This window comes from Actinomycetospora sp. (assembly GCF_055612215.1).
In genome coordinates this window covers 1-26,346 of record NZ_JBVPVA010000306.1, presented here as the reverse complement: position 1 = coordinate 26,346, position 26,346 = coordinate 1, and the positions used below count along the sequence as shown (strand labels likewise).

28 protein-coding genes are annotated in these 26,346 nt (G+C 74.6%); 13 read left to right on the top strand and 15 right to left on the bottom strand.

Translation table 11 applies throughout. The annotated features are described in order from the left end of the window. Window positions 1-305: DUF3040 domain-containing protein (locus AC0CYZ_RS08770; protein WP_472214339.1), on the top strand; the 305-nt coding region annotated here is incomplete at its 5' end. A gap of 18 nt (window positions 306-323) precedes the next feature. After that, window positions 324-1,868: a class I adenylate-forming enzyme family protein gene (locus tag AC0CYZ_RS08765; RefSeq protein ID WP_472214337.1), complete on the top strand. Its 1,545-nt coding sequence runs from the start codon at window positions 324-326 to the stop codon at window positions 1,866-1,868. On the opposite strand, the gene AC0CYZ_RS08760 is transcribed toward AC0CYZ_RS08765, so the two are convergent. After that, complete coding sequence (locus AC0CYZ_RS08760; RefSeq protein WP_472214335.1) at window positions 1,822-2,637, bottom strand: LLM class flavin-dependent oxidoreductase; 816 nt, start codon at window positions 2,635-2,637, stop codon at window positions 1,822-1,824. The genes AC0CYZ_RS08765 and AC0CYZ_RS08760 overlap by 47 nt on opposite strands. Before the next feature lie 316 nt (window positions 2,638-2,953). Between AC0CYZ_RS08760 and AC0CYZ_RS08755 the strand changes: the two genes are divergently transcribed. Beyond that, window positions 2,954-3,253: a hypothetical protein gene (locus AC0CYZ_RS08755; protein WP_472214333.1), complete on the top strand. Its 300-nt coding sequence runs from the start codon at window positions 2,954-2,956 to the stop codon at window positions 3,251-3,253. Window positions 3,254-3,260: 7 nt separating this feature from the next. Here the strand turns inward: AC0CYZ_RS08755 and AC0CYZ_RS08750 are convergent, their stop codons facing one another. Next, window positions 3,261-4,157 carry a phytanoyl-CoA dioxygenase family protein gene (locus tag AC0CYZ_RS08750; protein ID WP_472214331.1) on the bottom strand — a complete coding sequence of 299 codons (897 nt, stop codon included), beginning with the start codon at window positions 4,155-4,157 and terminating at the stop codon, window positions 3,261-3,263. Between the two features lie 170 nt (window positions 4,158-4,327). After that, window positions 4,328-5,542: an FAD-dependent monooxygenase gene (locus AC0CYZ_RS08745; protein WP_472214329.1), complete on the bottom strand. Its 1,215-nt coding sequence runs from the start codon at window positions 5,540-5,542 to the stop codon at window positions 4,328-4,330. A gap of 185 nt (window positions 5,543-5,727) precedes the next feature. Between AC0CYZ_RS08745 and AC0CYZ_RS08740 the strand changes: the two genes are divergently transcribed. Both AC0CYZ_RS08740 and AC0CYZ_RS08735 read left to right on the top strand, forming a co-directional pair. Beyond that, entirely contained in the window at window positions 5,728-6,672 is a 945-nt protein-coding gene (locus AC0CYZ_RS08740) for a TetR/AcrR family transcriptional regulator C-terminal domain-containing protein (RefSeq protein ID WP_472214327.1), read from the top strand. A 36-nt stretch (window positions 6,673-6,708) separates the two neighbouring features. After that, window positions 6,709-7,119 carry a GlcG/HbpS family heme-binding protein gene (locus AC0CYZ_RS08735; RefSeq protein ID WP_472214325.1) on the top strand — a complete coding sequence of 137 codons (411 nt, stop codon included), beginning with the start codon at window positions 6,709-6,711 and terminating at the stop codon, window positions 7,117-7,119. A gap of 10 nt (window positions 7,120-7,129) precedes the next feature. Here AC0CYZ_RS08735 and AC0CYZ_RS08730 read toward each other — a convergent pair whose 3' ends face one another. After that, window positions 7,130-7,978 (bottom strand): LysR family transcriptional regulator, encoded by an 849-nt coding sequence (locus tag AC0CYZ_RS08730; RefSeq protein WP_472214323.1) that lies wholly within the window; start codon window positions 7,976-7,978, stop codon window positions 7,130-7,132. 108 nt (window positions 7,979-8,086) lie between these two features. On the opposite strand from AC0CYZ_RS08730, the gene AC0CYZ_RS08725 reads away from it, so the two are divergent. After that, window positions 8,087-8,812, top strand: a complete 726-nt coding sequence (locus tag AC0CYZ_RS08725; protein ID WP_472214321.1) for an SDR family NAD(P)-dependent oxidoreductase — start codon at window positions 8,087-8,089, stop codon at window positions 8,810-8,812. 82 nt (window positions 8,813-8,894) lie between these two features. On the opposite strand, the gene AC0CYZ_RS08720 is transcribed toward AC0CYZ_RS08725, so the two are convergent. The 3 genes from AC0CYZ_RS08720 to AC0CYZ_RS08710 are packed head-to-tail and all read right to left on the bottom strand — an operon-like array spanning window position 8,895 to window position 12,972. Then, on the bottom strand, window positions 8,895-10,745 hold the full coding sequence (locus AC0CYZ_RS08720; protein WP_472214319.1) for a TIM barrel protein: 1,851 nt from the start codon (window positions 10,743-10,745) through the stop codon (window positions 8,895-8,897). Window positions 10,746-10,747: 2 nt separating this feature from the next. Further along, entirely contained in the window at window positions 10,748-11,620 is an 873-nt protein-coding gene (locus AC0CYZ_RS08715; RefSeq protein ID WP_472214317.1) for a shikimate dehydrogenase, read from the bottom strand. Continuing rightward, the gene (locus AC0CYZ_RS08710) at window positions 11,617-12,972 is read right to left on the bottom strand and encodes an MFS transporter (RefSeq protein WP_472214315.1); all 1,356 of its coding nucleotides are present in this window, start codon (window positions 12,970-12,972) and stop codon (window positions 11,617-11,619) included. The genes AC0CYZ_RS08715 and AC0CYZ_RS08710 overlap by 4 nt, the downstream gene beginning before the upstream one ends. 136 nt (window positions 12,973-13,108) lie before the next feature. On the opposite strand from AC0CYZ_RS08710, the gene AC0CYZ_RS08705 reads away from it, so the two are divergent. Further along, window positions 13,109-13,792: a TetR/AcrR family transcriptional regulator gene (locus AC0CYZ_RS08705; RefSeq protein WP_472214313.1), complete on the top strand. Its 684-nt coding sequence runs from the start codon at window positions 13,109-13,111 to the stop codon at window positions 13,790-13,792. Here AC0CYZ_RS08705 and AC0CYZ_RS08700 read toward each other — a convergent pair. Beyond that, window positions 13,746-14,534: a hypothetical protein gene (locus tag AC0CYZ_RS08700; protein WP_472214311.1), complete on the bottom strand. Its 789-nt coding sequence runs from the start codon at window positions 14,532-14,534 to the stop codon at window positions 13,746-13,748. The two genes, AC0CYZ_RS08705 and AC0CYZ_RS08700, sit on opposite strands and share 47 nt — an antisense overlap. A 99-nt stretch (window positions 14,535-14,633) precedes the next feature. On the opposite strand from AC0CYZ_RS08700, the gene AC0CYZ_RS08695 reads away from it, so the two are divergent. Further along, entirely contained in the window at window positions 14,634-15,095 is a 462-nt protein-coding gene (locus AC0CYZ_RS08695; protein WP_472214309.1) for a hypothetical protein, read from the top strand. A gap of 10 nt (window positions 15,096-15,105) precedes the next feature. On the opposite strand, the gene AC0CYZ_RS08690 is transcribed toward AC0CYZ_RS08695, so the two are convergent. Next, window positions 15,106-15,621, bottom strand: coding sequence for a putative immunity protein (locus AC0CYZ_RS08690; protein WP_472214307.1), 516 nt, complete (start codon window positions 15,619-15,621; stop codon window positions 15,106-15,108). 111 nt (window positions 15,622-15,732) lie between these two features. Between AC0CYZ_RS08690 and AC0CYZ_RS08685 the strand changes: the two genes are divergently transcribed. Further along, a complete protein-coding gene (locus tag AC0CYZ_RS08685) occupies window positions 15,733-15,873 on the top strand; it encodes a hypothetical protein (protein ID WP_472214306.1) in 141 nt (46 codons plus the stop codon). A gap of 22 nt (window positions 15,874-15,895) precedes the next feature. Here the strand turns inward: AC0CYZ_RS08685 and AC0CYZ_RS08680 are convergent, their stop codons facing one another. Both AC0CYZ_RS08680 and AC0CYZ_RS08675 read right to left on the bottom strand, forming a co-directional pair. Continuing rightward, the gene (locus AC0CYZ_RS08680; protein WP_472214304.1) at window positions 15,896-16,567 is read right to left on the bottom strand and encodes a class I SAM-dependent methyltransferase; all 672 of its coding nucleotides are present in this window, start codon (window positions 16,565-16,567) and stop codon (window positions 15,896-15,898) included. A gap of 44 nt (window positions 16,568-16,611) precedes the next feature. Beyond that, window positions 16,612-17,628, bottom strand: coding sequence for an alpha/beta fold hydrolase (locus tag AC0CYZ_RS08675; protein ID WP_472214302.1), 1,017 nt, complete (start codon window positions 17,626-17,628; stop codon window positions 16,612-16,614). Between the two features lie 88 nt (window positions 17,629-17,716). Here AC0CYZ_RS08675 and AC0CYZ_RS08670 point away from each other — a divergent pair, with 88 nt between their 5' ends. Further along, window positions 17,717-19,003: a cytochrome P450 gene (locus AC0CYZ_RS08670; RefSeq protein ID WP_472214301.1), complete on the top strand. Its 1,287-nt coding sequence runs from the start codon at window positions 17,717-17,719 to the stop codon at window positions 19,001-19,003. A gap of 13 nt (window positions 19,004-19,016) precedes the next feature. On the opposite strand, the gene AC0CYZ_RS08665 is transcribed toward AC0CYZ_RS08670, so the two are convergent. Then, a complete protein-coding gene (locus AC0CYZ_RS08665) occupies window positions 19,017-19,364 on the bottom strand; it encodes a VOC family protein (RefSeq protein ID WP_472214299.1) in 348 nt (115 codons plus the stop codon). Window positions 19,365-19,412: 48 nt separating this feature from the next. On the opposite strand from AC0CYZ_RS08665, the gene AC0CYZ_RS08660 reads away from it, so the two are divergent. Both AC0CYZ_RS08660 and AC0CYZ_RS08655 read left to right on the top strand, forming a co-directional pair. Further along, a complete protein-coding gene (locus AC0CYZ_RS08660) occupies window positions 19,413-22,208 on the top strand; it encodes an ATP-binding protein (protein WP_472214297.1) in 2,796 nt (931 codons plus the stop codon). A 44-nt stretch (window positions 22,209-22,252) separates the two neighbouring features. After that, window positions 22,253-23,584 (top strand): FAD-binding oxidoreductase, encoded by a 1,332-nt coding sequence (locus tag AC0CYZ_RS08655; protein ID WP_472214295.1) that lies wholly within the window; start codon window positions 22,253-22,255, stop codon window positions 23,582-23,584. An 8-nt stretch (window positions 23,585-23,592) separates the two neighbouring features. On the opposite strand, the gene AC0CYZ_RS08650 is transcribed toward AC0CYZ_RS08655, so the two are convergent. The 3 genes from AC0CYZ_RS08650 to AC0CYZ_RS08640 all read right to left on the bottom strand — a co-directional run bounded on the left by AC0CYZ_RS08650 (window position 23,593) and on the right by AC0CYZ_RS08640 (window position 25,335). After that, complete coding sequence (locus AC0CYZ_RS08650) at window positions 23,593-24,015, bottom strand: acyl-CoA thioesterase (RefSeq protein ID WP_472214293.1); 423 nt, start codon at window positions 24,013-24,015, stop codon at window positions 23,593-23,595. A 46-nt stretch (window positions 24,016-24,061) separates the two neighbouring features. Further along, entirely contained in the window at window positions 24,062-24,799 is a 738-nt protein-coding gene (locus AC0CYZ_RS08645) for an ANTAR domain-containing protein (protein WP_472214291.1), read from the bottom strand. 110 nt (window positions 24,800-24,909) lie between these two features. Further along, a complete protein-coding gene (locus AC0CYZ_RS08640; RefSeq protein ID WP_472214289.1) occupies window positions 24,910-25,335 on the bottom strand; it encodes a DUF805 domain-containing protein in 426 nt (141 codons plus the stop codon). A 164-nt stretch (window positions 25,336-25,499) separates the two neighbouring features. Here AC0CYZ_RS08640 and AC0CYZ_RS08635 point away from each other — a divergent pair, with 164 nt between their 5' ends. After that, window positions 25,500-26,147, top strand: coding sequence for a LysE family translocator (locus AC0CYZ_RS08635; RefSeq protein WP_472214287.1), 648 nt, complete (start codon window positions 25,500-25,502; stop codon window positions 26,145-26,147). The last annotated feature ends 199 nt before the right edge of the window (window positions 26,148-26,346 follow it).

The following is a 26,346-nucleotide window of genomic DNA, read 5'->3' as shown; positions in this document are numbered from 1 at the left end:
GTGGGGGTGGGGCGGTGCTCAGCGACCGGGACCGGCAGGTGCTCGCCGCCATGGAGCGCAGCCTGGCGGCGCAGGATCTCGCGCCGGAGCCGCCGCTCGACGGCCGGGCCGCACCCGGCCCTCCCCGCAGCCGGCACGGCTCCCGGTGGGTCGGCGTCGTGGGAGGCGTCCTCGCCGGGGTCGTGGCTCCCGTCGTCGTGCTCGCGACCGTGCCGACGGTGCCCGCGGTCCTGATCGTGATCGTCCTGGCCCTGGTGGGCCGGGTCGTGGCGATGTGCGCCCTGGACGACGGCTCGAGGACGTAGGGACCGACCGTGGGCGCGATGGGCCTCGATGCCCCCGACGTGCACCCGTCGGTCGAACGGATCGTCGCCGCGCTCACCGCCGCCGACGGACGGGTGGTGCTGCGCCACCCCGACGGCGAGACGACGGGCGCCGACCTGCTGGCCGCGATCCACCGCTACGCGCGGGCGCTGGACGGCCTCGGGATCGGCACCGGCGACCTCGTCGCGCAGTACGCCCCGAACCGGCCCGACGCGCTCGCGGTGCGCTACGCGACGCACCTGGTCGACGCCGCCGCGGTCTACCTGTCGGCGCCGCCCGGGGCCGAGCGGCGGGCCCGCCAGCTGCAGCAGATCGACCCCCGCCTGGTCGTGGTGTTCCCGCAGACCGCCCACTGGCTCCCGGAGACGACGGCCACGGTCGCCGCGGTCGGGGCCGTCGATGGCGTGGCGCTGCGTCTCGACCAGCTCGCCGCGGCGCAGCCCTCCGACGCATTCGCGTCGCGGGCGAACCTCGCCGACCTCGGCACGGTGCTGTCCTCGGGCGGCACGACCGGCATCCCCAAGTCGAGCATCCGCGACGTGGCCGCGTGGGCCGCGGCGGTGGAGACCCCGGACCGGCCCGAGCGCCGGCAACTGGTGTCCGGGGCGGAGGCCTACCTCTCCCAGGTCCTCGTCGCGCAGACGCTCATCGGCGGCGGGACCCTTGTGCTGCGCGACGACTCCGAGCCGGCGGCGCTGCTGGCGCAGATCGAGGCCGAGCGGATCACCGACCTGTTCCTCGTCGAACCCCAGCTCGTCGCGCTCATGGACCACCCCGACGTCGGGCGCCGGGACCTGTCCAGCCTGCGGACCCTCACCCACATCGGCGCGTCGGCCCCGCCCGCCCTGCGCCGGCGGGCGCACGAGCGGCTGGGCCCGGTGGTGCAGCACACCTACGGCGCCAGCGAGATGGGCATCGTCAGCGCACTGCGCCCCGCCGAGTACGACCCGGACGATCCGGAGCGCGCCACCAGCGCCGGACGGATTCTCCCCGGCGTCGAGGTCCGCTTCCGCCGCGACGACGGCGCGCTCGACCCGGCGGCCGGCCGCATCGAGGTGCGCTCACCGGCCATGGCGCACGGCTACCGCAACCGGCCCGTGGAGCAGGCCGAGCACTTCGTCGACGGCTGGTACCGCACCTTCGACCTCGGCCGCCTCGGGTCGGACGGCCACCTGCACGTCCTCGGGCGGGCCGCCGACTGCGAGGTCGTCGACGGCCGGCTCGTCACCCCGACCGGCATCGAGGACACGCTGATGCGCCTCCCGGAGGTCCGTTACGCCGTGGTGGTGGCCGAGCTCGCCCACGGCCGTCGGGTCGCGGCGGTGCAGTCGTGGAGCGCGGTCACCGACGACGCGAGCCCGGTCGACGCCCGGGCCTGCCGCGACGCGGTGGCGGCCGAGCACGGTGAGGCCGTCGCCGCGACGCTCGTCGTCCTGCCGGTGGACGACGTCCCGCTCACCGAGCAGGGCAAGCCCGACCGTGCCGCGATCTCGTCGCTCACGTCCCCGACAACCGCGCCACCACCGGGGCGAACTCCTCCATGAACGCCGCGTTGACGCTGACGTAGGAGACGCCCAGTTCGGTCCGGCGCCGTTCGAGCTCCGCGGCCATGTCGTCGACGCTGCCGCGGAGCATCGTCAGCGAGTCGTGCTCGACGAGCGTCTCCGCGTCGACGCCGATGAACCCGCGGATCCACGGCGGGACGTGATCGCCGACGACGAAGATGTTCATCGCCACGTCGATGTCGCGCCCCGCCGCGGCCGACCGAATCTCCTCGACGTGGGCGGCGAACTCCTCGCGGGGGGTCAGCACGCCGCCGGCGAGGGTCACGATGTCGGCCTTCGCCGCGGCGAGCCGTCGTGCTCTCGGGCCGCCGGCCGCGAGCATCACCGGCGTGTGCACGTCGTCCCCGTCGAGGCGCCGGACGTGGTCGATGGTCGCGGAGATCGAGTCGAGCCGCTCCGGGCCGGTGCCGTAGGGCAGCCCCATCTCCTCGGCCTGCTCGCGCATGGCGGGCAGGCCGGTGCCGAGGCCGAGCTCGAACCGGCCCTCGGTGAGCGTGGTCAGGCTGTGCGCCTCCCACGCCGCGGCCCGCGCGGTGCGCAGCGGACTGGCCATGACGAACGAGCCGACGCGCAGCCGGGTCGTGACCGCGGCCGCCATCGCGAGCGCCGCCGTCGGGGTCGGCAGGTGGATGTTGTCGGGGGAGAGCAGCGTTGCGTAGCCGAGCTCCTCGGCACGGCGGGCCGTGTCCCGCCACGCCGCGCCGCCCTCCTGGGCCGCGGCGACCACCCCGAACCGGAACGCCCTCATCGCCGACCTCCGCGTCTCTCGTCGGGGGCGATCCAACCACGCGACTGGCACGATGCGTGGACGCCCGAAAGGTTGCGCGGGGCGTCATTCGTTCTGGCTGTCGACGATGAAGCAGGTCGAATCGGACGAGCAGTCGGCGACGTCCCGCGCGGTGGAACAATGGTGGATAGGCCCCGTGAGGGGCCCACGAACCGCCATCTCGTCCGAAGGAACCACGATGTCTTCCCCGTCGCTCGTTGCCCGAGCCGACAATTCTCTTCCTGAGACCCACACCACGTCCCAGGCGGGCACCGGCGCGACTCCGCCGGAATCGCTCGTGATCAGTGTGCGCGCCGACGAGCGTGGCGCCAGCGCGGCGGCGCGGTGGGCCGAGCGGGTCGGCGGCGCGGGCGCAGCCGCACTCGTCAGCAGCGACGCCCAGCTCGAGAAGCAGGTCGACGCCGTGCAGCGCGTCCTGGTGCTCGACCCCGGCATGATCGCGGCACGACGGGGCTTCGGCGCGCGGGCCACGTCGCGGGAGCGGCTCGCGCTGGTGTCGCGGCTCGCCGGTCACGCCGACCACGTCACCTGGGCTGCCACCGATGCGCAGGCGACGGAGTGGCTCCGCGGACGGTGAGCCGGCCTCACATCGAGGCGGGTGACTCGCCCTGCTGCAGGGCGAAGAGGCTGGTGTAGCCCCCGGACCAATCCGGGGGCACCAGGCATGGCCGCGGGTCGTGGTGCGCCCAGCGGGTGGGCGCACCACGCACGATCTCCCCGGCGTGGCTCGAACCCAGCGGGTTGAACGTGTAGGTGTGCGCGTCGGCGGCCGAGTACACGTTGAGCAGCAGGGGACGCCCGATCGGCGAGTCGTTGGCGGCCGAGTGGTGCGCGGTGCGGCAATTGTGGATGGTCACCGAGCCGGCCGGGCCGGGGAGGTAGACCGTGCGCTCGGCGTCGAGCGCGGCCGCGTCACGGGGCGACAGTGCACCGGTCCACGCCCCGTCGTCGCCGTAGAGGTCGTAGAGCGGTCCGTTGTGGCTGCCCGGCAGCACCCCGAGCGGGCCCTGCTCCATCCCGCAGTCGTAGAGATAGGTCCCGAACGTCAGCGGGCTGTAGTTCGTGTGCGGCCAGTACCCGATGTCCTGGTGCCACTTCACCTCGGCACCGCCGCGCGCCCATTTGAAGTTGAGCTTGGAGTGGTGGAATTTCACGTCCGGTCCGACGAGGTCGGCGGCGACGTCGCCGAGAACCGAGTCACGGGCGTAGGCCCAGTAGTCCGGGTGCTGGTCGACGGGGCTGGTCACCCGGCGCAGGCGCGGTTCCTCGGCGGTGTGGTTGGGCTCCAGGTCGAACACCGCGTCGGAGGCCGTCAGCGCGCGGCTGCGCTCGACCTGCTCGTCGGTGGCGGCCCGGAGCCGGTCCAGCCACTCGTCGGGGATGATCTTCTCGAGCAGGAGGTAGCCGTTCTCCCAGTAGGACTCGCGCTGCTCGGGGGACAGGACCTTGGGTGCCGTCTGCCGGATCTCGTCGATGAGCACGGCGCACCTCCTCGTCGTGGTGTCGCGGGTGCCGACGACTCGCGTCTGTCCAGCAACGTAGGTCAGTGCGCCGGGTCCCCCAAGGTGGTCGCCGAGATCGAGATCCCGGATCCCCCGGAGTCGCCAGGGCCGCGGGTGCTGACCACCGCCCCGGTCGTCGGCGGCGCCGCTCAGTGCTCCTCGGACACGGCCACCGGGTAGTCGGGCAGATCGATGGCGTCCGCCTTGCTGAAGAACAGCTTCTTGGCCAGGCCCCGGAACGGGCGGCTGATCATCAGTCGCATGGTCAGCACCCGCAGACGGATGCCGACCCGGGACGGGGGCGCATAGCCCGTCATGCCGCCGGGCGGCATCTCCTGGCCCTGGCGGACGTAGGGACGCATCCGTTCCTCGTAGGCGCGGAACGCCTGCTCGTGGTCGCCCCCGGCGCGGGCGAGCTCGCCCGCCAGGACGTAGGCCCCGACGAGCGCGAGGCTGGTGCCCATGCCGGTCAGCGGCGTCGGGCAGTACCCGGCGTCGCCGACGAGCGCGACGCGGCCGGTGCTCCACCGGTCGAGGTGCACCTGGGCGACGTCGTCGAGGTAGAAGTCGTCCGCCCGGAGCATCGCCTCGACCAGTGCCGGGACCGGCCCGTCGCCGTCGGCGAACCGCTCCGCGACGATCCGGCGCTGGGCGTCGAGGTCGTTGCGGTCGTAGCGCAGGGGCTCGGACAGGAAGGACAGGCCCGCCTTCGCCCGGCCCGGTGTGGTGTCCGGCCGCATCGAGGCGACCCGCCCCGGCTCGTTGTACATCGCGAACCAGCCGTCCAGGCCGACGTGGTCGGGCGCGGTGAACCACGACATGTAGCCCCCGAGCCGGTGGACCAGGCCGTCCTCCGGCCCGAACGCGAGCCGCCGGGTCCCGGAGTGGGGACCGTCGGCGCCGACGACGAGGTCGAACGGCCGGACGGTGCCGTCGGAGAGGGTGACCACGACGCCGTCGGGACGCTGCTCGAGGGCGACCACACGCACGCCGAAGAGGTACTCGACGTCGCCACGGGTGGCCTCGACCAGGACGTCCGCCAGGTCCCCGCGCAGGATCTCGATCTCGCTGACGATGCCGTCGCCGTCGAGGGCGTCGACCGACATCTCGGCGAGGTGCCGGCCCGCGGCGTCGACGTAGGCCACGCCCCGCTGGTCGACGCAGGCCGCCCGCACCGTCGGCATGAGCCCCATCCGCTCGACGACGGTGCGCCCCGCGCCGCGCAGGTCGACGGTCTGCCCGCCCGGCCGGACGGCGGGAGCGACCTCGACGACCGTGGGGACGAAGCCGTGGCGACGCAGCCAGAAGGCCAGGGCGGGGCCGGCGATCCCGGCCCCGGAGACGAGGACGGTGCGGGTCTTCATGGCGGGGTTCCCTCTCGGTCGGTCGTCGGTGACGAGCGTCAGAGTACGGTGTACGCACGCCGCTGACCAGCGGTTTCCGCAGTTGGCGGAGACTTCGTGGAGGAGCGCACTAGTACACCCGGCGACGACCCGGACCGACGGCGCGGTGCACTAGTACGGTCGGCGCCGGATCGAGGGAGGTCGCGGTGGAGGCACCGCCGTACGCGCGCATCGTCGAGGTCATCCGCACGCGGATCGAGGCGGGCGAGCTGTCGCCGGGCGACCGCGTGCCCTCGACCCGGCGGCTCGTCGCCGAGTTCGGGGTGGCGATGGCCACCGCGAGCAAGGTCCTCGCCGCCCTGCGGCGTGACGGCCTGGTGCGGGTGGTGCCGGGGGTCGGCACGGTCGTGACCGGGGACGAGGCCGGCCCGGCACGGTCGGGGGCCCGACGCGGTCCGTCCGTCGAGTCGACGCTCGGACGGGCCGCCGTCGTCCGGGCCGCGATCGGGATCGCCGACGCCGAGGGCATCGACGCGCTCTCGATGCGGCGGGTGGCGGCCGCCCTCGGGACCGGCGTCATGTCGCTCTACCGCCACGTGCCGGGCAAGGACGAGCTGCTGCTGCTCATGCGCGACGCCGTGTTCGGGGAGTCCCCGGTGCCGAGCGCCCCGCCGTCGGGGTGGCGGGCGGGACTGGAGAGCTCGGCGCGCGCCCTGTGGCGGCTCTACCGCCGCCACCCCTGGCTCGCGCGGACGGCCTCGCTGACCCGCCCCGCCGCCGGCCCCAACCAGCTCCCGTACTCCGAGTGGACCCTGGGCGTGCTGAGCGGGCTCGGGTTGGACGACCACCGCGTCTTCCACCTGCACCTGACGCTGTTCAACTTCGTGCACGGGTCGGCCGCCAGCCTCGAGGCCGAGCACCGCGAGGAGGCCGACACCGGACTGACCGGGCAGCAGTGGCTCGAGCAGCGCGAGGACGCCACGAGGTCGGTGATCGGCTCGGGCCGGTTCCCGGTGTCGGAGCGCATCTTCTCCGACCCCGACCTCCCGTTCGACCTCGACGACCTCTTCGAGTTCGGCCTGGCCCGCCTGCTGGACGGGATCGAGCGCCTCGTCGAGCGGGAGACGGGGTTGACGGGTCGAGGAGCGTGAGGAGGGCACACCGCCCCCGGAGAGGACATCGTCGCCATGCAGTCGCTGCAGACCGTCACGCTCGAGGACGCCCGGCGGGTCATCGCCGCCGGTGAACGGGAGGCGGAGTCCCAGGGGCAGGCGATGAACATCGCGGTCGTCGACGCCGGCGGGAACCTGGTCGCCCACATCCGCCAGGACGGGGCGTGGATCGGTAGCGTCGACGTCGCGATCAACAAGGCGTACAGCGCCCGCGCGTTCGACGTGTCCACCGCCGGCCTGGCGGAGAACGCCCAACCGGGCGGGCAGTTCTACGGCATCCAGGACTCCAACCACGGCCGCGTCATGATCTTCGCGGGCGGGGTGCCGTTGATGTCCGACGACGCCGTGGTGGGGGCCGTCGGCGTCAGCGGCGGCACGGGGGAGCAGGACCAGGCCGTCGCGAAGGCCGCCGCCGAGGCGCTCTGACGGACGGCCGTCAGAGCCGCGTCGCGGCGCGCACCAGTCCCGCGACGGCGCGGGAGCGGCTGTGCGGCGGCCACGCGATCACGGTCGTCACGGGGGCCGCGTCGAGGATCGGGACGGTGGAGAGGTCGTCCCCGAGGGGGCCGCGGACCGACTCGGGCAGCACCGCACACGCCCGGCCGAGCGCGATGAGCTGGAGCAGTTGCTGGTTGTCGCGGACCTGCGGGCCGGGACCGTCGGGGTAGGTCCCGTCGAGGTCGGGCCAGCGGGGCAGCGGCAGCCCGGGCAGGTCCGCCACGTCGGCGAGCTCCAGGTGGGCGCGCGTGGTGAGCGGGTGGCCGGCCGGCAGGACCGCGACCTGGCCCTCGGTGCGCAGCTCCTCGGTGTCGAAGCCGACGGTGTCGTCGAACGGGCGGTGCAGCAGGGCGACGTCGGCGCGCCCGTCGCGCAGCAGGCGCTCCTGCTCGCCGGGCCCGCAGAGCAGCACCTCGACGACGGCGGCGTCCGGCTCCGCCGCGTGGGTGTCGAGCAGCTTCGCGAGCAGCTCCCGGGACGCTCCGGCCTTGCTGACCAGGACCACCGCGGGCCGGCCGTCGGCCGCGAGGGCCGCGCGGCGGGTGCGGCGTTCCGCGGCGGCGAGGGCGTCGAGGGCCGCCCGGCCCTCGCGGAGCAGGACCGCCCCCGCGTCGGTCAGGCCGACCGCCCGGCTGGTGCGTTCCAGCAGCGGGGCGCCGAGGCGGCGCTCGAGGCGGCTGATCGCGCGCGACAACGGCGGCTGCGCGATCCCCAGCCGCTGCGCGGCCCGCCCGAAGTGCAGCTCCTCGGCGACGGCGACGAAGTACTCCAGCTCCCGCCCCTCCACGCCGCCCACGGTATCGGGGAGGGCGGGGGCCATCGATACCCGTGAGGTATCGAGGGCGACCGGATCGGTGTTGGTGGTCGCCGGCGGACCCGGCGCACGCTCGACGTCGTGAGTGAACAGACGATCGCGCTGGTGACCGGCGCGAACAAGGGCATCGGGTACGAGATCGCCGCGGGGTTGGGCGCGCGGGGCTGGAAGGTCGGGATCGGCGCCCGCGACGACGGGCACCGCGCGGACGCGGTCGCGAAGCTGCAGGCCGCCGGTGTGGACGCGTTCGGCGTGCCGCTCGACGTCACCGACGACGCGAGCGTGGCCGCGGCGGCCGCGCTCGTCGAGGAGCAGGCCGGCGGCCTCGACGTGCTCGTCAACAACGCCGGGATCACCGGGGGTGCGCCGCAGGACCCGACCGTCGTCGATCCGGCGACGGTCCTGCGGGTCGTGGACACCAACGTCGTCGGGGTCATCCGCGTGACCAACGCGCTGCTGCCGCTCCTGCGCCGGTCCGCGTCGCCCCGGATCGTGAACATGTCCAGCTCCGTGGGGTCGCTGACCCGCCAGACCACGCCGGGCGCCGAGACCGGACCCATCTCCGGGGCCTACTCGCCGTCGAAGACGTTCCTCAACGCCGTCACGGTGCAGTACGCGAAGGAGCTCGCGGACACGGCCGTCCTGGTCAACGCCGGCTGCCCCGGCTTCTGCGCGACGGACCTCAACGGCTTCCGCGGGCACCGCACCCCGGCGCAGGGAGCGGCGATCGCCCTGCACCTGGCGACGCTGCCCGACGACGGCCCGAGTGGTGGCTTCTTCGAGGACGACGGCGCCGTCCCCTGGTGAGCCGATCCGCGCGGCGCCGAGTGGACCCCGGGCGGCGGTCGACACCGCCCTGAGGGCCCACTCGGCGGGGGCTGCGCTCGTGTCAGTCCGGGTCGAGCCGGTGTCGGCGCTGGGCGGCCATCCGGATCGGGGCGTCGACGGAGCCGTGGCCCGCGTACTCGCCGGTGCGCTGGACGACCTCGAAGAACACCCGCGACCCCAGCACGGTGGTGGCGAGGTGGAAGTACCCGCCGTGGGCGTCGCGGTCGTGGAGCGCGCCGACCTCACGGAGCCCCGCGAGCAGGTCCGGATCGAGCGCGAGCCGGGCGTCGAGGTCGTCGTAGTAGTTGTCCGGGATCCTCAGCAGGGGCGCCCCCGCGGCGCGCAGCGCCCGGCCCGTCGCGACGACGTCGTCGGTGGCGAACGCGACGTACTGCGGGTCGGGCACGCCCGGGGCCCATTCGCCGCGGCGCAGCACCGCCACCGAGAGCGCCAGGCGCACCCGGCGGGACCGGTCGACGACGGTGCGGCTGCGCACCAGCCCGAACGGCGCGGCGAACTCGTTGCTCGTCTCCGGGGCGAGTCCGAGGACGGCGCGGTAGAAGAGGAACGCCTCGTCGGCGTGGTCGAAGGGCTGGCTGAGCCCGACGTGGTCGATCCGGGTGATGCCGGTGCCGGCGTCCGGCTCGTCGCCGGTCGGGAGGAAGTCGGCCATCCAGTTCCCCCTGGTCCGGGCGAAGAAGACCGACGTGCCGTCCGGGGCGGCGACCGCCGCCATGTCCGCCTCGGCCGGGCCCTTGCTCCGGGGGAGCACCGGCGCCCGCAGCGCCTCCGCCCGCGCCACCGACGCGTCGGGGTCGTCGGACGAGACCGCGAGCGCTCCCACGACCGCCTGGCCGAGGTCGCCGGCGAGCAGGGAGGCGGCGTTGAGCAGGACGGTCGCGTCGCCCTGCTGCCAGCGCTCGACGGGCTTGCTGCGGTGCTGGCCGGTGTGCGTGAAGCCGAGGGTCTCGAGGGCGTGGCCGAGCACGGGTCTGGACACGGCGTCGACGCCGATCTCGGCGAACGCGTGGCCGGTCAGCTCCGGGGCACGGGGCGGAGCGGTGAGCGCGGGGCGGTCGCGCAGGGCACTGACGGCAGGCGCGCGGCCGAGCTCCTCCTCCAGGTGGACCAGGGAGCGCATCGCGTCGACGGCGGTCCGGGCCGGGTCGGACTGGCGGTAGACGTCGTTGAAGACCTCCAACGAGAGCGGCCCCCGGTAGCCCGCGGCGAGCACGTTCCCCAGGAAGCCCGGGAGGTCGAAGGCACCCTGGCCGGGGAAGAGGCGGTGGTGGCGGCTCCACTCCAGGACGTCCATCGAGAGGTGCGGGGCATCGGCGAGCTGGAGGAAGAACAGCCGGTCGGCAGGGACGGCGGCGAACGCCGACGGGTCCGAGCCACGGGACAGGACGTGGAAGCTGTCGAGGCAGAGGCCGAGCGAGGGGTGCCCGGCCCGGCGCACGATCTCCCACGAGTGGTCCCAGGTCGACACGTGACGGCCCCAGGCGAGCGCCTCGTAGGCGATCCGCAGGCCCCGGGCCCCGGCCCGCTCGGCCAGGGCGTGGAGCTGCTCGGCGGCGAGGTCGTCGTCGTCGATCGCCTCCGGGGAGGTCGACGAGCACATCAGCACGGTGTCGGCGCCGAGGCCGGCCATGACGTCGAACTTGCGCTCGGCCCGGCGCAGGACGCGCGCGAACGCGTCCGGCGGGAGGGCCTCGGCGTCCCGGAACGGCTGGTAGAGCTCGACGGCCAGGCCGAGGTCGGCACACCGGACGCGGAGCTCGGCGGGGGAGGAGGGCGCGGCGAGCAGGTCGTTCTCGAAGATCTCCACGCCGTCGAACCCCGCGCCCGAGGCCGCCGAGAGCTTGTCGGCCAGGGTCCCGGACAGGCAGACCGTCGCGATCGAGCGCCGCATGCTCAGGCGATCCGCTCGGCGGGCGCGCTGCCGACCAGCTCGGCGAGGTGGGCCAGCATGCGGTCGGTGTCGGGCTCGCGGCCGGTGAACAGGGTGAACGCGTGGGCGGCCTGGAACACCGCCATGGCTCCGCCGTCGAGGGTGCGGCACCCACGTCGCCGGGCCTCGCGCAGCAGCGCGGTCTCCAACGGCCGGTAGACGACCTCGGCGACCCAGAGGTGCGGGTGGAGCAGGTCGGCCGGCAGCGGGAGGCCCGGGTGCGCAGCCATCCCGACCGGCGTCGCGTGGACCAGGCCGTCGGCGGCGTCCAGCAGCTCCGGGAGCCGCGCCGGGTCGGCGGCGACCGCCCGGTCGGGCCCGAGGGCCGCCACGGCGGCGGCCGCCCGGTCGGGGTCGACGTCGACGACGGTGAGCGTGCCGACCCCGAGCTCGAGCAGGGCGTGGGCCACCGCGATCCCGGCCCCGCCGGCGCCGAGCTGGACGACGTGGCCACGGGGCACGGTCGGCAGTCCCCGGCGGAAGCCCGCCGAGAACCCCGACTTGTCGGTGTTGTGGCCGATCGCCCGCCCGCCGTCGAAGACGACGGTGTTGACGGCCCCGAGCGCCTCGGCGTCCGGCGACAGGGCGTCGAGGTGGGGGATGACCAGCTGCTTGCAGGGATGGGTCACGTTCAGGCCGGAGAACCCGTTCCGACGGGCCTCCTCGACGATCCCGCCGACCTCACTCGGCGCCACGCCGAGCCGGGTGATGTCGAACCGACGGTAGGAGTAGTCCAGGCCATGGGCGGCGCCCTCGCGCTCGTGCAGGGCGGGGCTCAACGAGGGCCCGATCCCGGCGCCGACGAGGCCGACGACGTGGCGTTCGCGGGAGGTCACGCGGCGGCCAGCACGGAGGCCTGGGCGGGCTTCGTGCCGAGCTCGTGCATCGGGACGCGGTAGGTCTCCCGGGTGCTCAGGGCGCACCCGGCGGCAACGAGCGTGCAGACGGCGGTGAACACCGCGACCGGGACCCAGCCGCCGGCCCCGGGCCCGGCGAGCGCGGTCGCGATCGTCGGGGCGAACCCGCCCAGGGCGAAGCCGATCTGGGTGCCGATGGCCATCCCGGAGCAGCGGACCCGGGTGGAGAACATCTCGCCGTAGAGCGAGGGCCACACCCCGTTCGCGGCGCTGTACACCACACCGACCAGGGCGATCCCGGTGACGAAGATCAGGGTGTAGTCGCCGCTGGAGATCGCGCCGAGGTAGGCGAAGGTCAGGGCGCCGGAGCCCAGCGCGCCCCCGATGAACACCGGCTTGCGGCCGATCCGGTCGGCGAGCGCGGCCCACAGCGGGATCGCGCCGAGGGCGACGACGTTCGCGACGACCCCGACGGCGAGCACGGTCGCCTTGTCGAGCCCGACCGGCCCGGTGGCGTAGGACAGCGCGTAGACGCTGGTGATGGTGCTGACCACGGCGACCAGGGCGCAGCCGACGACACGGGCCACGTCGAGGCCGTGCTCCCGGAACAGGGTGGCGATCGGGAGCTTGGCGACCTCCCGGGTCTCGGCGGCCTCGGCGAACGCGGGGGTCTCGGGCATCGTGCGGCGGACCCAGATGCCGACCCCGACGACGATGACGCTCAGGAAGAACGGGATGCGCCAGCCCCACGTCATCAGGGCCTGCGACGGCAGGTCGGCCAGCGGGATGAAGATCAGGGTGGCGACGATGAGGCCGGCCTGGGTGCCGCTGAGGGTGAAGCTGGTGAAGAAGGCGCGTCGGCCGGCGGGGGCGTGCTCGAGGGTCATCGAGTTCGCCCCGCTCTGCTCGCCGCCGGCCGAGAAGCCCTGCAGCAGGCGCAGGACGACCAGGGCGATCGGGGCGGCGATCCCGATCTGGTCGTAGGTCGGCAGGCACCCGACGAGGAACGTCGCGGTCCCCATGAGCACCAGGCTCATCATCATGACCCGCTGGCGTCCGAACCGGTCGCCGTAGTGGCCGAGCACCGCCGCGCCGATCGGCCGGGCGATGTAGCCCACGCCGAACGTGGCCAGCGCCGCGAGGCTCGCGAGGGTCGGGTTGCCGGACGGGAAGAAGATCTTGCTGAACACGAGCGCCGCGGCGGTGCCGTAGATGAAGAAGTCGTAGTACTCCACGACGCTGCCGATCCACCCGGCGAAGGCCGCCTTGCGCGGGGTCCTCGTGCCGGGGGGTTCGGCGGCGGGGGGCGGCTCGACCACGTTGTCGCTCATGCTCATCTCCAGGCCTCTAATGTACGAACCGGTACGTTCATACAGGCCGTGCGGTCGAGATCACAAGAGCGCGGCGGGACTGGCCGGCGCGGTGTCTACGATCGTGACCGTCGAGGCCGGCCAGGCGAGGAGTCCGATGTCAGCGTCCGGGGCGGTCGAGGGCGACGAACGACGGCGCGACGCCGAGCGCACCAAGGCCGAGCTGCTCGCCGTCGCGACCGAGGAGTTCGCCCGGCGCGGGCTCAGCGGGGCCCGCGTCGACGAGATCGCCGCCCGCACCCGGACCACCAAGCGGATGATCTACTACTACTACGGGGGCAAGGAGCAGCTCTACACGGCCGTCCTGGAGAAGGCCTACGGGGAGATCCGGGCCGCCGAGCAGGCCGTCGACGTCGCGCACATGGACCCCGTCGCGGCCATCCGTCGGCTGGCGGAGCTCACGTTCGACCACCACGAGGCGCACCCGTCGTTCGTCCGCCTGGTGGGCATCGAGAACACCCACGACGCGGTGCACATCGCCCGGTCACCGACCCTGTCGAACCTCGCCGCCCCGGCCCTCGACGTGATCGGCCAGATCCTCGACGCGGGCCGAGCATCGGGGGCGTTCGTCGTCGACGCCGACGCCCTCGACGTCCACATGCTCATCAGTTCGTTCTGCGTCTTCCGCATCGCCAACCGCCACACCTTCGGCGCGCTGTTCGGTCGCGACCTCGCCGACCCGGCCCTGCGCGAGCACTACCGCACGATGGTCGGGGACCTGGTCGTCGCCTACCTCACGTCCGCAGACCCTGCTCGGCCGCCAGGGCCCGCGGGTGGATGAGCAGGCGGTCCAGCCCGGCCCGGCACCGGATGAGGAACTCGACGTCGTCGACGGGGGCCGGCGGGTCACCCGCGTCGGCGGGTGAGCCGATGACCACCGGGACCTGGGGCGGCAGCGTGGCGAGCAGGCTGGTGGCGGGCCCCATGTCGACGTCGAGCTCGCCGGCCGCCACCCGCACGTAGCCGAGCGCGTCGCCCAGCTCGGCGATCAGTTCGGCCACCTCGTCCGGGTCCGCGGTGCGGGGCCGCACGTCGAGGACCACCCCGCCCCGGGTTCCCCGCACGATCTCCGCGGCCTCCCGGACCCCGCCGGCCGCGGTGCCGGGGATCGGCACCAGCAGCGGTCGCACCGCGCGTCGGGCGGCGGCGGCGTCCAGCTCGGCGAACCGGTCCCGGTTCTCGCCGACACCGCCCTCGGCCGCCCGCACCGTGACGAACTGGCACCCGAGGCGGGACCCGAGGTCCAGCACGCGGTACTGCGGGCCCGTGACGTCGGTGGGGTCGCCGCGACGGTCCAGGTCCACCCGGCCGACGTCCAGCGCGGTGACCCGCGAGACGAGGAGGGCGTCGACCAGCGTCGCGAGCAGGGCCGACCCGGCGCCCTTGTCCCACAGCGACTCGACCGAGGCGATCGACGCGACGTGGAAGCCGATCGAGTCCACCCCGGCCGCCCGCGCGGCGGAGACACCGGCGACCGGGTCGGGGGTGGACAGGACCGACTGGTGCACGGCGACGCGGTTCACCGGCCCATCTTCCCGGACGTCCGTGGTGACCCTTCTCCGCGCGTGTTTCCGGGCGCCGCGACGCCGGGCAGGCTCCGGTATCGAGGTCGAGAGGGGCCGATGATGGCGAAGAACGGCAAGAAGGCCGACAAGTCCGAGTCCGCGAGCGGTGGGACCGGCAGCTCCGACCCCAGGCCCACCGGTACGGCGAACCCGGCGCCGCCCGCCGCGGCCAACGTCCCCGCGCCGTCGGGCTCGTCGGCCCCGGTCACCGTGGACACTCCGACCCCGGTCGAGGTGCTGACGACCCCGGCCGGTCGCGGAGCGCCCGCGTCCGGCTCTCCCGGGAGCCGGCAGCTCGTCCGGACGTCCGACCTCGCCGACGGCGTCGGGGACGTCCTGCTCGCGCCGCTGCGGGTGGCCGGCCGGGTCCTGCCGACCAGCCGTACATCGGTGGTGCTCGGCGTCGCGGCGCTCACCGTCGTCGGCGCCGTCGACTGGCCGGTCGCCGTCGCGGCCGGGCTCGGGTACGAGGCGCTGCGGCGCTGGACGGCGGCCGACGAGCGCGCCCGCAGGCGCTGATCCCTCGCGGTCAGCAGTCGAAGACCGACCAGCACAGCTCGTTGCGCAGGCGCTGGTCGTCGAGCACCAGCTCCCGGATCTCCTCCGGGAGCTGGTCGCGCTGCCACCGGCACTCGAGCCGTCCCGCGGCCTCGCTCCGTCCGGGCGGTGCGGCGGCGCGCACCGCCTTGATCGCGTAGGCCGCCGCACCCAGGTCGTGCGCGGCGACGTGCGCGACGGCCCCGGCCTGGCCGGCGGCGTAGGCGGCGTGGCGGGGCGCTCCGCGGAGGTCGCGGGCCGCGCCCATCGCGTGCCCACCCGCCGCGCGGGCCGCCATCATCGCGACCTCGCCGCGTACCCAGGCCCGCGCGTGCTCGATCGCGTCCCGCGGCCGTGGGTCGTCCGGGCGCACCGACTCGAACAGCTCGAGCACGTGCTCGGCGCACGACGCCGCCCACAGCGCGAGCAGACGGTGATCGTCGTCGGTGAGGGTGCCGCCGCGGCGGATCGTCACGAGCCGCGGGTCCCGGACCTTCGAGAGGATCACGGCTCCAGGTTCCTCCTCCGCGGGGCTCGGAGTGTGGCGGTTCGCTGTCGGCGGGCACCCCGGCGCGACCCGAGCCCGATCACCTGGAGGTGCCCGATGGACCCGACGTCGATGGGACGACAGAGCGAGGCCGAGGCCGAGGACGCCGACTCCTCGGCGACCCTGGAAGGGGCCCTCGTGCAGGACCCCGCAGTCGGCAACCGCGACGAGGACGCCGACTCGTCGGCGACGACGGCGCCGGACGAGCTCTGACCCTCACCCGCCCGCCGACGGGTCAGGCGTACGCGACGCCGGCGATCTGGGTGTTGAAGGGGACGAACGGGGTGTGCAGCCGGAAGGGCTCGACGGCGACGCGCGCGAACCCGGCGGCGCGCACCGCCGCGGCCAGGTCCCGCTCGCAGGAGCAGCCCTCGAAGGTCCAGCTCCACGGCCGTCGCAGCGCGCGCTGGAGCCACCGCGTCGGGGTCCCGGGCCGGGCGGCGACGTGCTCCACGAACCGGAAGGTGCCGCCGGGCCGCAGGATGCGACGGACCTCGGCGAGGACCTCGGCGGGTTCGCGCACGGTGCAGAGCACGAGCGAGGAGATCACGGTGTCCGCGCTGTGGTCGGGCAGGCCCGTGCGCTCGGCGCCCCGCTCGCGGAGGTCGAGCCGCACGCCGGCCCGGTCGGCCGCGGCGCGCAGCCGACGGTGCATGTGGGGGTTGGGCTCGACGGCGACGAGCGTCGAGCCGGTGGGCAGGTAGCGGAGGTTGGCGCCCACCCCGGAGCCGAGCTCGACGACGGTGCGGGGCAGGTCGGCGAACACGCGTCGTTTGTGCCGCCGCAGGTTCCACTCGAGGTTCGGCCCCATCACGCTGAAGAACGCGGCGTTGAAGGGCCCGCGCGCGGCGTGCACCTCGAAGTCGGTCGCGGGGGTCGTCGCGTCGGTGCTGGTCACGGAGTTCATGCCGAGCACTCTGCGCCGACCCCGCCGCCGGGTCAGGCGTGGAACTACCCCACTTCGCGCTGCCCGCTCGACCACGCCGCGATCTGGGCGCGGGACCGGAAGCCGAGCCGCAGCCGGATCCGCTCGACGTGGCCCTCGGCCGAGCGCTCGTCGATCCCGAGGCGCGCCGCGATCTCGCGGTTCGTGCAGCCCTGGCTCACCAGTTCCGCCACCTCTCGCTGGCGGGGCGTCAGCCCGTCGGCGCGGCGCCGGGCCACGGGCAGGCCGAGGAAGCGGCGGACCACCCGCACCAGCTCGTCCCGGTCGCCCGCGTACGGGAGGTGCGACCGGCCCGGCAGGAGCGCGAGCTCGGCGTCGTCGATGCCCTCGGCGAGGGCGTGCGCCTGCGCGACGGGAGCCGCGCGGTCGCCGGTGCGGTGCACCACCAGCGTCGGGGCCCGTACCTGCCCGACGAGGTCGCCGACGTCGAGGCGGTAGCTGAGCGCGAGCAGCGCCCGCGCGGTCGCGGCGCTCGAGCACGCGCGTTGGTAGCGCGCCGCGTCGGCGCGCGTGAGCGGGTCGGCGTCGGGGGCGAAGATGTCGGTGAGCACCTCGGAGCCCAGCCCCCAGTGCGACTCGACCAGGCCGAGGACGTGGTCGCGCACCGGCGGCGGGGACAGTTCGCCACCGCGCACCCAGCCGCCGTAGAGCACCAGGCGCCGGACCGTCTCCGGGTGCGCCGCGGCCCACGCCACCGCGACCGGAGCACCCATCGAGGTGCCCATGAGGTCGAACGGTCCGTCCAGCGTCGCGGTGACCGCGGCCAGCTGCTCGAGCTCGAACGCCAGCGACGGCGGGCGGTCCACGGCCGCCGACAGCCCGCAGCCGGCGCGGTCGTAACGCACCAGCCGACAGCCCTGGGCCAGTCCCTCGTAGAGCGCCCGCTCGGCCGGGAGCTCCCAGCCCAGCCGGAGGTGGGTCAGCCACCCCATCACGTAGACGAGCGGCCGGCCCTGGCCGACGGAGGCGTACGCCAGGGCGGTGCCGTCGGCGAGCACCACCTCGTCGATCCGCTGCTCCACCCGGGGATTGTCGCGCAGGACGACGCCGCTCCTCGACGCTTCACCGTCCCGGCTGGGACGCTCCGGGGCGGACCGGAGAGGGGTGCCGATGGACCTGGCGCGGGACCTGCGGCTGGGCGGCCGTCTGGCGCTGATCCACGGCGGCGGGTGGGCGCTCGCCCTGGCCGGCGACCCGGTGCTGCGGCTGCTCTACCCACCCTGGAGCGGCCAGCAGCACCAGATCCACCGCCGGTTGCGGGAGGCGGCGCAGCCCTACGCCAGCCGCAGCGGCGTCGTGGTCGTCGCGACGGCGGCCGCGTGCCAGGAGGTGGTGCGTGATCGCCGGTACGGCGTCCGGACCCGCGCCGGCGGCACCCCGGGCGGAGCCGTGGACGGGGTGCGGGACCCGCTCCTCGAGCCCGTCGACCTGTCGATCCTCGGCCTCGACCCGCCCGAGCACACCCGACTGCGGCGCCTGGTGGCCCCGGTCTTCACCCCGGCGCGGATCGCGGAACGCGAGGAGCTCGCGCTGCGGCTGGCCGCCCGGCTGGTGGACGACGCCGCCCGGAAGGGCCGCTTTGACCTCGTCGCGGACGTCGCGGTGCCCCTGCCGGTGGCGATCATCGCCGACATCCTCGGGGTGCCCGACGCGGACGCGGACGCCTTCGCCCACTGGGGCCGGGCGGTCGGGGCCGGGCTCGGGGGCGTGCGTTCGCTGCGCGCCCTGCACCGGCTCGAGCGCGCGGTCGTCGAGCTCCGGGCCCTGATGGCCGACCTGTTGGCCCGACGCCGGGGCGCCGGGCAGGCCGGCGCCGACGGCGACGTCCTGGACCGGCTGGCCGCCGAGGACGTCGCCGACGACGAGGCGGTGAGCCTGGCGGTGCTGCTGCTGCTCGCCGGGTTCGAGACCACGAGCGGGCTGATCGGCAACGCGGTCACCGCGATGCTCGAGGCCGGCGAGCCCTGGCAGCAGCTCGTGGACGACCCGCTCGCGGGCGCGGCGGACGTCGTCGAGGAGACCCTGCGCTACGACCCGCCGGTGCAGTTCACCGCCCGCGTGCCGCACGTCGAGGTGGAGCTCGGCACCCGGACCCTCGCGCCCGACACCACCGTGCTGGCGATGCTCGGGGCCGCCGGCCGGGACCCGGCCGTGCACACCGATCCGGACGCCTTCGACCCGACCCGGGCGACGGCGGGGGAGCACCTCGCGTTCTCGGGCGGCATCCACTACTGCCTCGGCGCGCCCCTGGCCCGCCTCGAGGCCCGCGTCGCGCTCAGTGCCCTGGCCGCCCGGATGCCGCGGCTGCGGAGGCTCCCCGGCGCCACGCGACGCCGTTCGCTGCTGCTGAGCGAGTTCGCGCGGCTCCCGCTGGACGCCGGGGGACGGGGGAGCTGACGGGCGCGGTGGTTCAGGCGGGCTGCCAGAGCTCGATCCGGTTGCCCTCGGGATCGGTCACCCAGCCGAAGCGACCGATCCCGTCCATGTCCTGGGTCTCCTCGGCGACGTCGGCCCCGGCGGCGCGCAGTTGCGCCAGCATCGCGTCGAGGTCGCGGACCCGGAAGTTCAGCATCGCCCGCTGCTCGCGGGAGCCGAGGTAGTCGGTGTCGGAGGCGAACGTCGCGAACACCGTCGGCCCGGCTCCCTGCTGCCAGAGGTCGTCCGCGTCGAGACCCAGGCGGTCGCGGTACCAGGCGCTCAGGGCCGCCGGATCGGCCGCACGCAGGAAGTAGCCACCGATCCCGAGCACCCGTTCCACGGGCCCATCGTGCTTGACCGTGGCCGCGACCACGTTCCAGGGTGGTGCGTGGCGGTGGGACCGGTGACGTTCTGCCTGTTGGGGCCGGTCGCGGCGCTGGACGCCGCCGGGGTGCCGATGGTCCTCGGGGGTCCGCGACGGCGGGCGGTGCTGGCCGCGCTGCTCCTGCAGCGGGGCACGAGCGTGAGCGTCGAGCACCTGGTCGAGCTGCTGTGGCCGGACCCGGCGCCCCCGACGGCGGCCACCATGGTCCACGGCGCCGTCGCCGCGCTACGACGGGTGCTGGAGGCCGAGGGACGGCCCCGGTCCCTGGTGACCCGCGACGGCGGCTACGCGCTCGACGCCGCCGCCGAGCAGGTGGACGCGGCGCGGTTCGAGCGGGCGCTGGACGACGCCCGCCGCGACCTCCCGGTGCGTCCGCACCAGGTGGCCCAGCAGCTCACCGTCGCCCTCGCGCACTGGCGGGGACCGCCGCTCGCCGGGGTCGAGGAGCCCTTCGCCCGGGCGGCGGCGGCACGGCTGGAGGAGCTGCGGGTCGAGGCGCGGACCCTGCGCGTCGACGCCGAGCTGCGCGCGGGACACCACCAGGCGGTCGTCGCCGAGCTGGAGGAGATGACCGCGGAGCACCCGCTGCGCGAGGACCTCGGCGCCCACCTGGTACTCGCGCTGTACCGGTGCGGGCGGCAGGCCGACGCGCTCGCCGCGTGCCGGCGGCTGCGCACGGCCCTCGTCGAGCAGCTGGGGGTGGAACCGCAGCAGCAGGTGCGCGACCTGGAGCTGGCCGTGTTGCGCCACGACCCCCGGCTCCGGCCCGGACCGACCACCGCCTCCACCCTGCCCGTGCCGCTCGGCTCGCTCGTCGGCCGCCACCGGGAGCTCGACGAGGTCGCGGCCCTGCTGGGGGAGCACCGGCTCGTGACGCTGACGGGTCCCGGAGGTGCCGGGAAGACGCGGATCGCGCTGGAGACCGCGCGCCGCGAGGTCGACGTCGAGGCCAGGATGGTCGACCTCGCGCCCCTGGCCGACGCGGCCCTGCTGCCGGAGTCGCTCGCCGATGCGGTGGGCGTCCGCGGTGAACCCGGGCATCCGCTGACCCGGACGATCGTGGCCGCGCTCGCAGCCCGACCGACCCTGCTGGTCCTCGACAACTGCGAGCACGTCGTCGGCGAGTGCGCGGTGCTCGTCCAGGACCTGCTCGCCGCCGCGGCCCCGCTGCGGGTGCTCGCGACGAGCCGCGAGCCGCTCGGCGTCCCGGGAGAACGCGTCCACCCGGTCCGTCCCCTCGAGGTCCCGCCGCCCGGCGCCGCCGAGGAGGACACCGCAGCCAACCCCGCCGTGCGCCTCTTCCGGGAGCGCGCCGTCTCCGCGCGACCGGGCGCCACCGCCACCCCGATCGCGCTCGTCGCCGAGCTCTGTCGGCGGCTCGACGGGCTCCCCCTCGCGATCGAGCTGGCGGCTGCCCGCGCGGCCTCGCTGTCCCTCCGCGACCTCGTCGACCGGCTCGACGACCGCTTCGCGCTCCTGGAGGCCGCGTCGCGCACCGCCGACCCGAGGCACCGCAGCCTCGCGACGACGCTCGCGTGGGGGCACGCGCTGCTCGACGCGGAGGAGCGGTCCCTGTTCGCGGGGCTGGCCGTCTTCCCGGGTGGGTTCGACCTCACGGCCGTGGCCGCGGTCCGGGGCGGCGACACCGACGTCGCGGTCCCGCTCGCCCGCCTCGCCACGTCGTCGATGGTCCAGCTCGACGACCAGACGGACGGGGGAGTGCGGTACCGCCTGTTGGAGACGCTGCGGGCCTACGCCGCGGACCAGCTCGACGCCGACGCCCGCGCGGAGCTCGCCGAGCGGCACGCCCGGCACTACCTCGATCTCGCGGAACAGGCCCGCACCACCTTGTTCGGCCCGTCCTCGGGTCCCTGGCTGGCCCGCCTGGACACCGAGCGGGACAACCTGCGGACGGCGCTCACGTGGTGCTTCGGCCACGACGCCGGGCTCGGCGTCCGCCTCGTCCGGTGTCTGTGGCACTACTGGGACCTGCGCGGCGCGCGGGACGAAGGGCTGCACTGGGTCCGGGCGGCCCTCGACGTCACCGCTCGGGGCCCGGCGGCGGAGCGGCTGCCGTTGCTCGGCGCGGGTGCCCTGCTGTCCCTGGGGCGGGCCGACCTCGCCGACACCGAACAGCTCGCGGGGGAGGAGCTCGCCGTCGCGCGTGGGCTGGGCGCCGCGATCTGGGAGGGCGACGCGCTCGCCCTCCTGGCCACGGTCGACTGGGCGCGGGGTCGCTACGACCGCGCTCAGCAGCGCTACGAGGACGGCGTGGCCCGCTCCCTGGCCGCGGGCGACGTGTGGACCGCGTCCCTGTCCGAGGCGCAGCTCGCCCGTCTCCACCGCGACCGTCGGGAGCCCGATGCGGCCCGCGCGGTCGCGCTGCGGGGACTCCGTCACGCGGAGGCGGTCGGCGAGGGCACTGCGCGCGGATTGGCGCGGGACGTGCTGGCCTCGATCGAGCAGCGCTGGGGAGACGCGCAGGAGGCGGCCCGGCTCTCCGGCGAGGCGCTCGCCCACTACCGCAGCGTCGAGTACGCGGAGGGCGAGGCGTCGGTGCTGCGCCAGAGCGGGCGGATCGCCCTCGACGACGGACGCGTCGCCGAGGCCCGGACCGCCTTCCGGGACGCCCTCGACCTCTGTCGGCGGATCGGGCACCGGGCGGGCACGGCCGAGGCCCTCGAAGGCCTCGCCGACGTTGCGGTCCGTCTCGGCGAGCCCGACCGCGCCGCCGCCCTGGGCGCCGAGGCGGCGACGCTGCGGGCGGAGACCGGCATCCCACGGTTAGCCGACGTTTAGGCGGCGTCGTCACGCTCGGGGCCCGAGGCCTGAGGGAGGAAGCCGTGACCGCACCCACCGAGCTCGCCGTGCCCGCCATCCGCCCCGGCGATCCCGACTACGACGAGGCCCGCGCCGTCTTCAACGCGATGATCGACCGCAGGCCGATGGCGATCCTGCGCTGTCGGGACGCGGCCGACGTCGCGGAGGGCATCCGGTACGCCCGCACCCACGACCTGGCCCTCTCGGTCCGCGGCGGTGGCCACGGGGTCGCCGGGAACGCCGTGTGCGACGGGGGGATCGTCCTGGACCTCTCGCGGATGCGGGAGGTGTCCGTGGACCCGGAGCGGCGGCTCGCCGACGCCGGCCCCGGCCTCCTTCTCGGGGACCTCGACGCCGCGACGCAGCGCCACGGCCTCGCCACCCCGCTCGGTGTGATGTCCGGAACCGGGATCGCCGGACTGACCCTCGGCGGCGGGCTCGGCTGGCTCAACGGCGTCCACGGGCTGGCGTGCGACAACCTGGTGGCGGCCGAGGTCGTGACCGCCGACGGGGAGATCCGGCAGGTCGGACCGGACGCGCACCCGGACCTGCTCTGGGGGCTCCGGGGCGGCGGCGGCAACGTCGGCGTGGTCACGTCGTTCCGGTACCGGCTGCACCCGGTGTCGCGGGTGCTCGCGGGGGCGCTGACCTACTCGTGGTCGGAGGCGCGGGCGGTTCTGTTCGAGCACCACCGGTTCATGGCGACCGCCCCCGACGAGCTGTCCAGCTCGCTCGCCCTGGGCCTCGACGACGACGGCCGCCCCGTCGTCCGGGTCGTCGTGTGCTGGTCCGGTGACCTCGACGAGGGCGGGCAGGTGCTGCGGCCGCTGCGGGGGTTCGGGCGTCCCCGGGAGGACTCGATCGGCCCCGTCGACTTCGTCGACTGGCAGCGCGCGCCCGACGCAGGCTATCCGCGCGGCCGGCGGCACTACTGGAAGTCCGGCTACCTCCGGCACCTCACCGACGCCGCCGTCGACGCCCTGCTCGCCGTGACGCCGACCATCCCGACGCCGGAGACGGGCATCGGGCTGCAGGCGCTGCGGGGAGCCGCCGCCCGCGTGCCCGTCGGCGCCACGGCCTTCCCCCACCGGGCCCGGCAGTACGACCTCCTCATCCTGTCCCAGTGGTCCGACCCGGCCCGGTCGGACGAGATCGTCGCCTGGGCGCGGAGCACCTTCGACGTCCTGCGCCCGCACCTGGAGGACGCCGTCTACGTCAACAACCTCGGCAACGAGGGGCCCGACCGCGTCCGGTCCGCCTTCGGGCCCAACCAGGGCCGCCTCGCCGAGCTCAAGCGGACCTACGACCCGGCGAACGTGTTCCGGCTCAACCAGAACGTCTCCCCGGCGGGCTGAGCCGACGCCTACGACGAGGCGAGCTGCAGGCCCTCCAGCGCGGTGCGGCGGTCGCCCTCGATCGGGACCGTCTCCTCGCTCTTCCGGTCGATGAAGGCCTGGGTGAAGCTGCCCTCGAAGAACAGCTCGCCGTCGCTGCGGCGCATGCCGACCTCGAACCGCACGCTGGAGCGTCCGAGCTCACCGACCCGCAGGCCGACCGAGACGACATCGGGGAACCCGGCCTGCGCCCGGTACTCGCAGTGCACCTGCTTGACGAGCCCGACGGTGTCGCCGTCGTGGGGGTCGAGGCAGCCGTTCTCGATCATCCACCGGTTGACGACGCTGTCCATGATGTCGTGGTGCACCACGTTGTTCAGGTGCCCGTAGGTGTCGTTGTCGTTCCAGCGGGTCGTGACGTCCTGCCAGTGGACGTAGTCGTCGTCGCTCACGCCGCCGGTGTTCGGCGTTCCGGCCCCGGGCGCAAACCCGCGACCCTCAGCTCAGCAGGTCGGTGGTGTCGAAGGTCCCGTCGACGACGGCGGCGGCCAGGTCGGAGAGCCGACGGCGGGAGCTGCGGGCCTGGGTGCGCAGGCGGACGAAGGCCTCGTCGAGCGGGATGCCACCGCGCTCGGCGAGGATGCCCTTGGCCTGCTCGATGATCACGCGGCTGCGCAGCGCGGCCTGCAGCTGCTCGGTGAGCTCCTCGCGCTCCTGGGCGTGGCGACCGGAGAGGACGGCGATCGTGGCCACGTCGGCGAGGGCCTGCGCGATGGCCAGGTCGCCGTCGGGCATGCCGCCGGCGCGGCTGTGGAACAGGTTGAGCGCGCCGATGGTCTGGCCGCGCAGCTTCAGCGGGAACGCGTGTACTGCAGCGAACCCGTGGTCACGGGCGCGCGCGACGAAGCGCGGCCACCGGGTCTCGTGCGCCAGCACGCCGACGTGCACCTGGCTGCCGGCGGTGTAGCAGTCCAGGCAGGGACCCTGGTCGGACTGGAGCTGGAACAGTTCGACGAGCTGCGCCGCCTCCGTGGAGGCCGAGACCAGGCGCAGGCTGCCGCGCTGGTCCCCGAACAGCAGGCCGGCGGCGTCGACGTCGAGCAGCTCGACACAGTCCGCGCACAGGGCGTGGAAGAGCTCGATGACGTCGTAGTCGGCGACCAGGGTGTCGGCCAGTCGGACGAAGGCCGAGACCAGGGCCTCTTCACGTTGCGTGGGTGTCGGTGCCGGAGTCACCGCGGCGCCCCCCTCCGGCGATGCGGATCGGTCGAGTCGCCTGGGCTGTACCCCGCCCGCGTTGCTCGGATACCTGACCCGCAGCCGTTTCGCCGCGGTGAGTGGCGACCCTAGACCGGCATGGCCGGGTGGCCGGGCTGCTCGCCGGCGACCTCGAGCTTCGGGTCCGCGCCGAAGCGGTTGGGCCCGCGGGTGCCCTCCAGGCAGGCGAACACCAGGATCACGATGCCGCCCACGATCGGGATCAGCTGGATGAAGAACCACCAGCCCGACCGGTCGGTGTCGTGCAGGCGTCGCACCGTCACCGCGATCGAGGGGATCAGCACGGCCAGTCCGTAGATCGTGCCGAGGATGCCGGGGCTGAACGAGGCCGTGCCGCCCGCCGCGAAGGCGCCGGCGGTCCCCGTCGCCGTGTCGACGATGCCCAGGACGATCGAGATGACGACGTTGACGAGCACGAACATCCAGAACTCGGTGCGTCGGGCGCGGCCGTGGAAGTCGGCGTACTGCTTGAGGGCCTTGAGATACCACTGCATGTCTGCTGCCTCTCACGGAGCGTCATGACAGGGCGGCAATGGTTCCGTCCTGTTCGCCTCGCGGAGAGTAGTTCGACTACTTGCGGTGAGAAACACCTCCGAGCGACTACTCCCGAAGTGTTATCTCTGCGCACTCGCGGCCGGGGCTGGAGCAGTCTGGTCCCGTGCTCACGGTCCCGGCAGTCGTCGGTGTCGCGGTCGTCGCGTTGGGGCTCGTCCTCACGCCGGGGCCGAACATGATCTATCTGGTGTCGCGGTCGATCACCCAGGGGCGTCGGGCCGGCCTCGTCTCGTTGCTGGGCGTCGCCGTGGGGTTCGGGGTCTACCTCGCCGCCGCCACCGCGGGGATGACGGCGATCTTCGCCGCGGTCCCGACGGCCTATCTCGCGCTCAAGATCGCGGGAGCGGCCTACCTCCTCTACCTGGCCTGGCAGGCGCTGCGACCCGGCGGCACGAATGCCTTCGCGCCGCCGGCCCACGCGGCGGACCCGCCTCGACGACTCTTCGTCATGGGGTTGGTGACCAACCTCCTCAACCCCAAGATCGCGGTGCTCTACGTGGCGCTGCTGCCCCAGTTCGTCGACCCGACGCGAGGATCGATCGCGCTGCAGAGCCTCATCCTCGGGGCCGTCCAGATCGCGATCGCCCTCAGCGTGAACGCGGTCATCGTGCTCACCGCGGGCAGCCTCGCCCGTGCCCTGGCCCGCCATCCCCGCTGGCTGCGGGCCCAACGCTTCCTCATGGGGACCGTGCTGGCCGCTCTGGCCGTGCGGCTGCTCGCGGAGCGGGCCCGCCCCCTCGCCACCCCCTGACGACGGGCGCCCGGAGGCGTCCCGATCCCTCAACCCGACCTCTCGCTCCCGGCCTGCCTCAGAAGGGCGGTTCCTCGGGGAAGCGGTCGTTGGGGTCGGGTTCGGTGTCGGGGTCCGGTTCGCCGGCGCGGTGGCGGGCGCGCTCTCGGAGGCGTGCGGCGGTGTCGATGGCGGCTCGGGTGAGGTAGCCGTGTGTGTT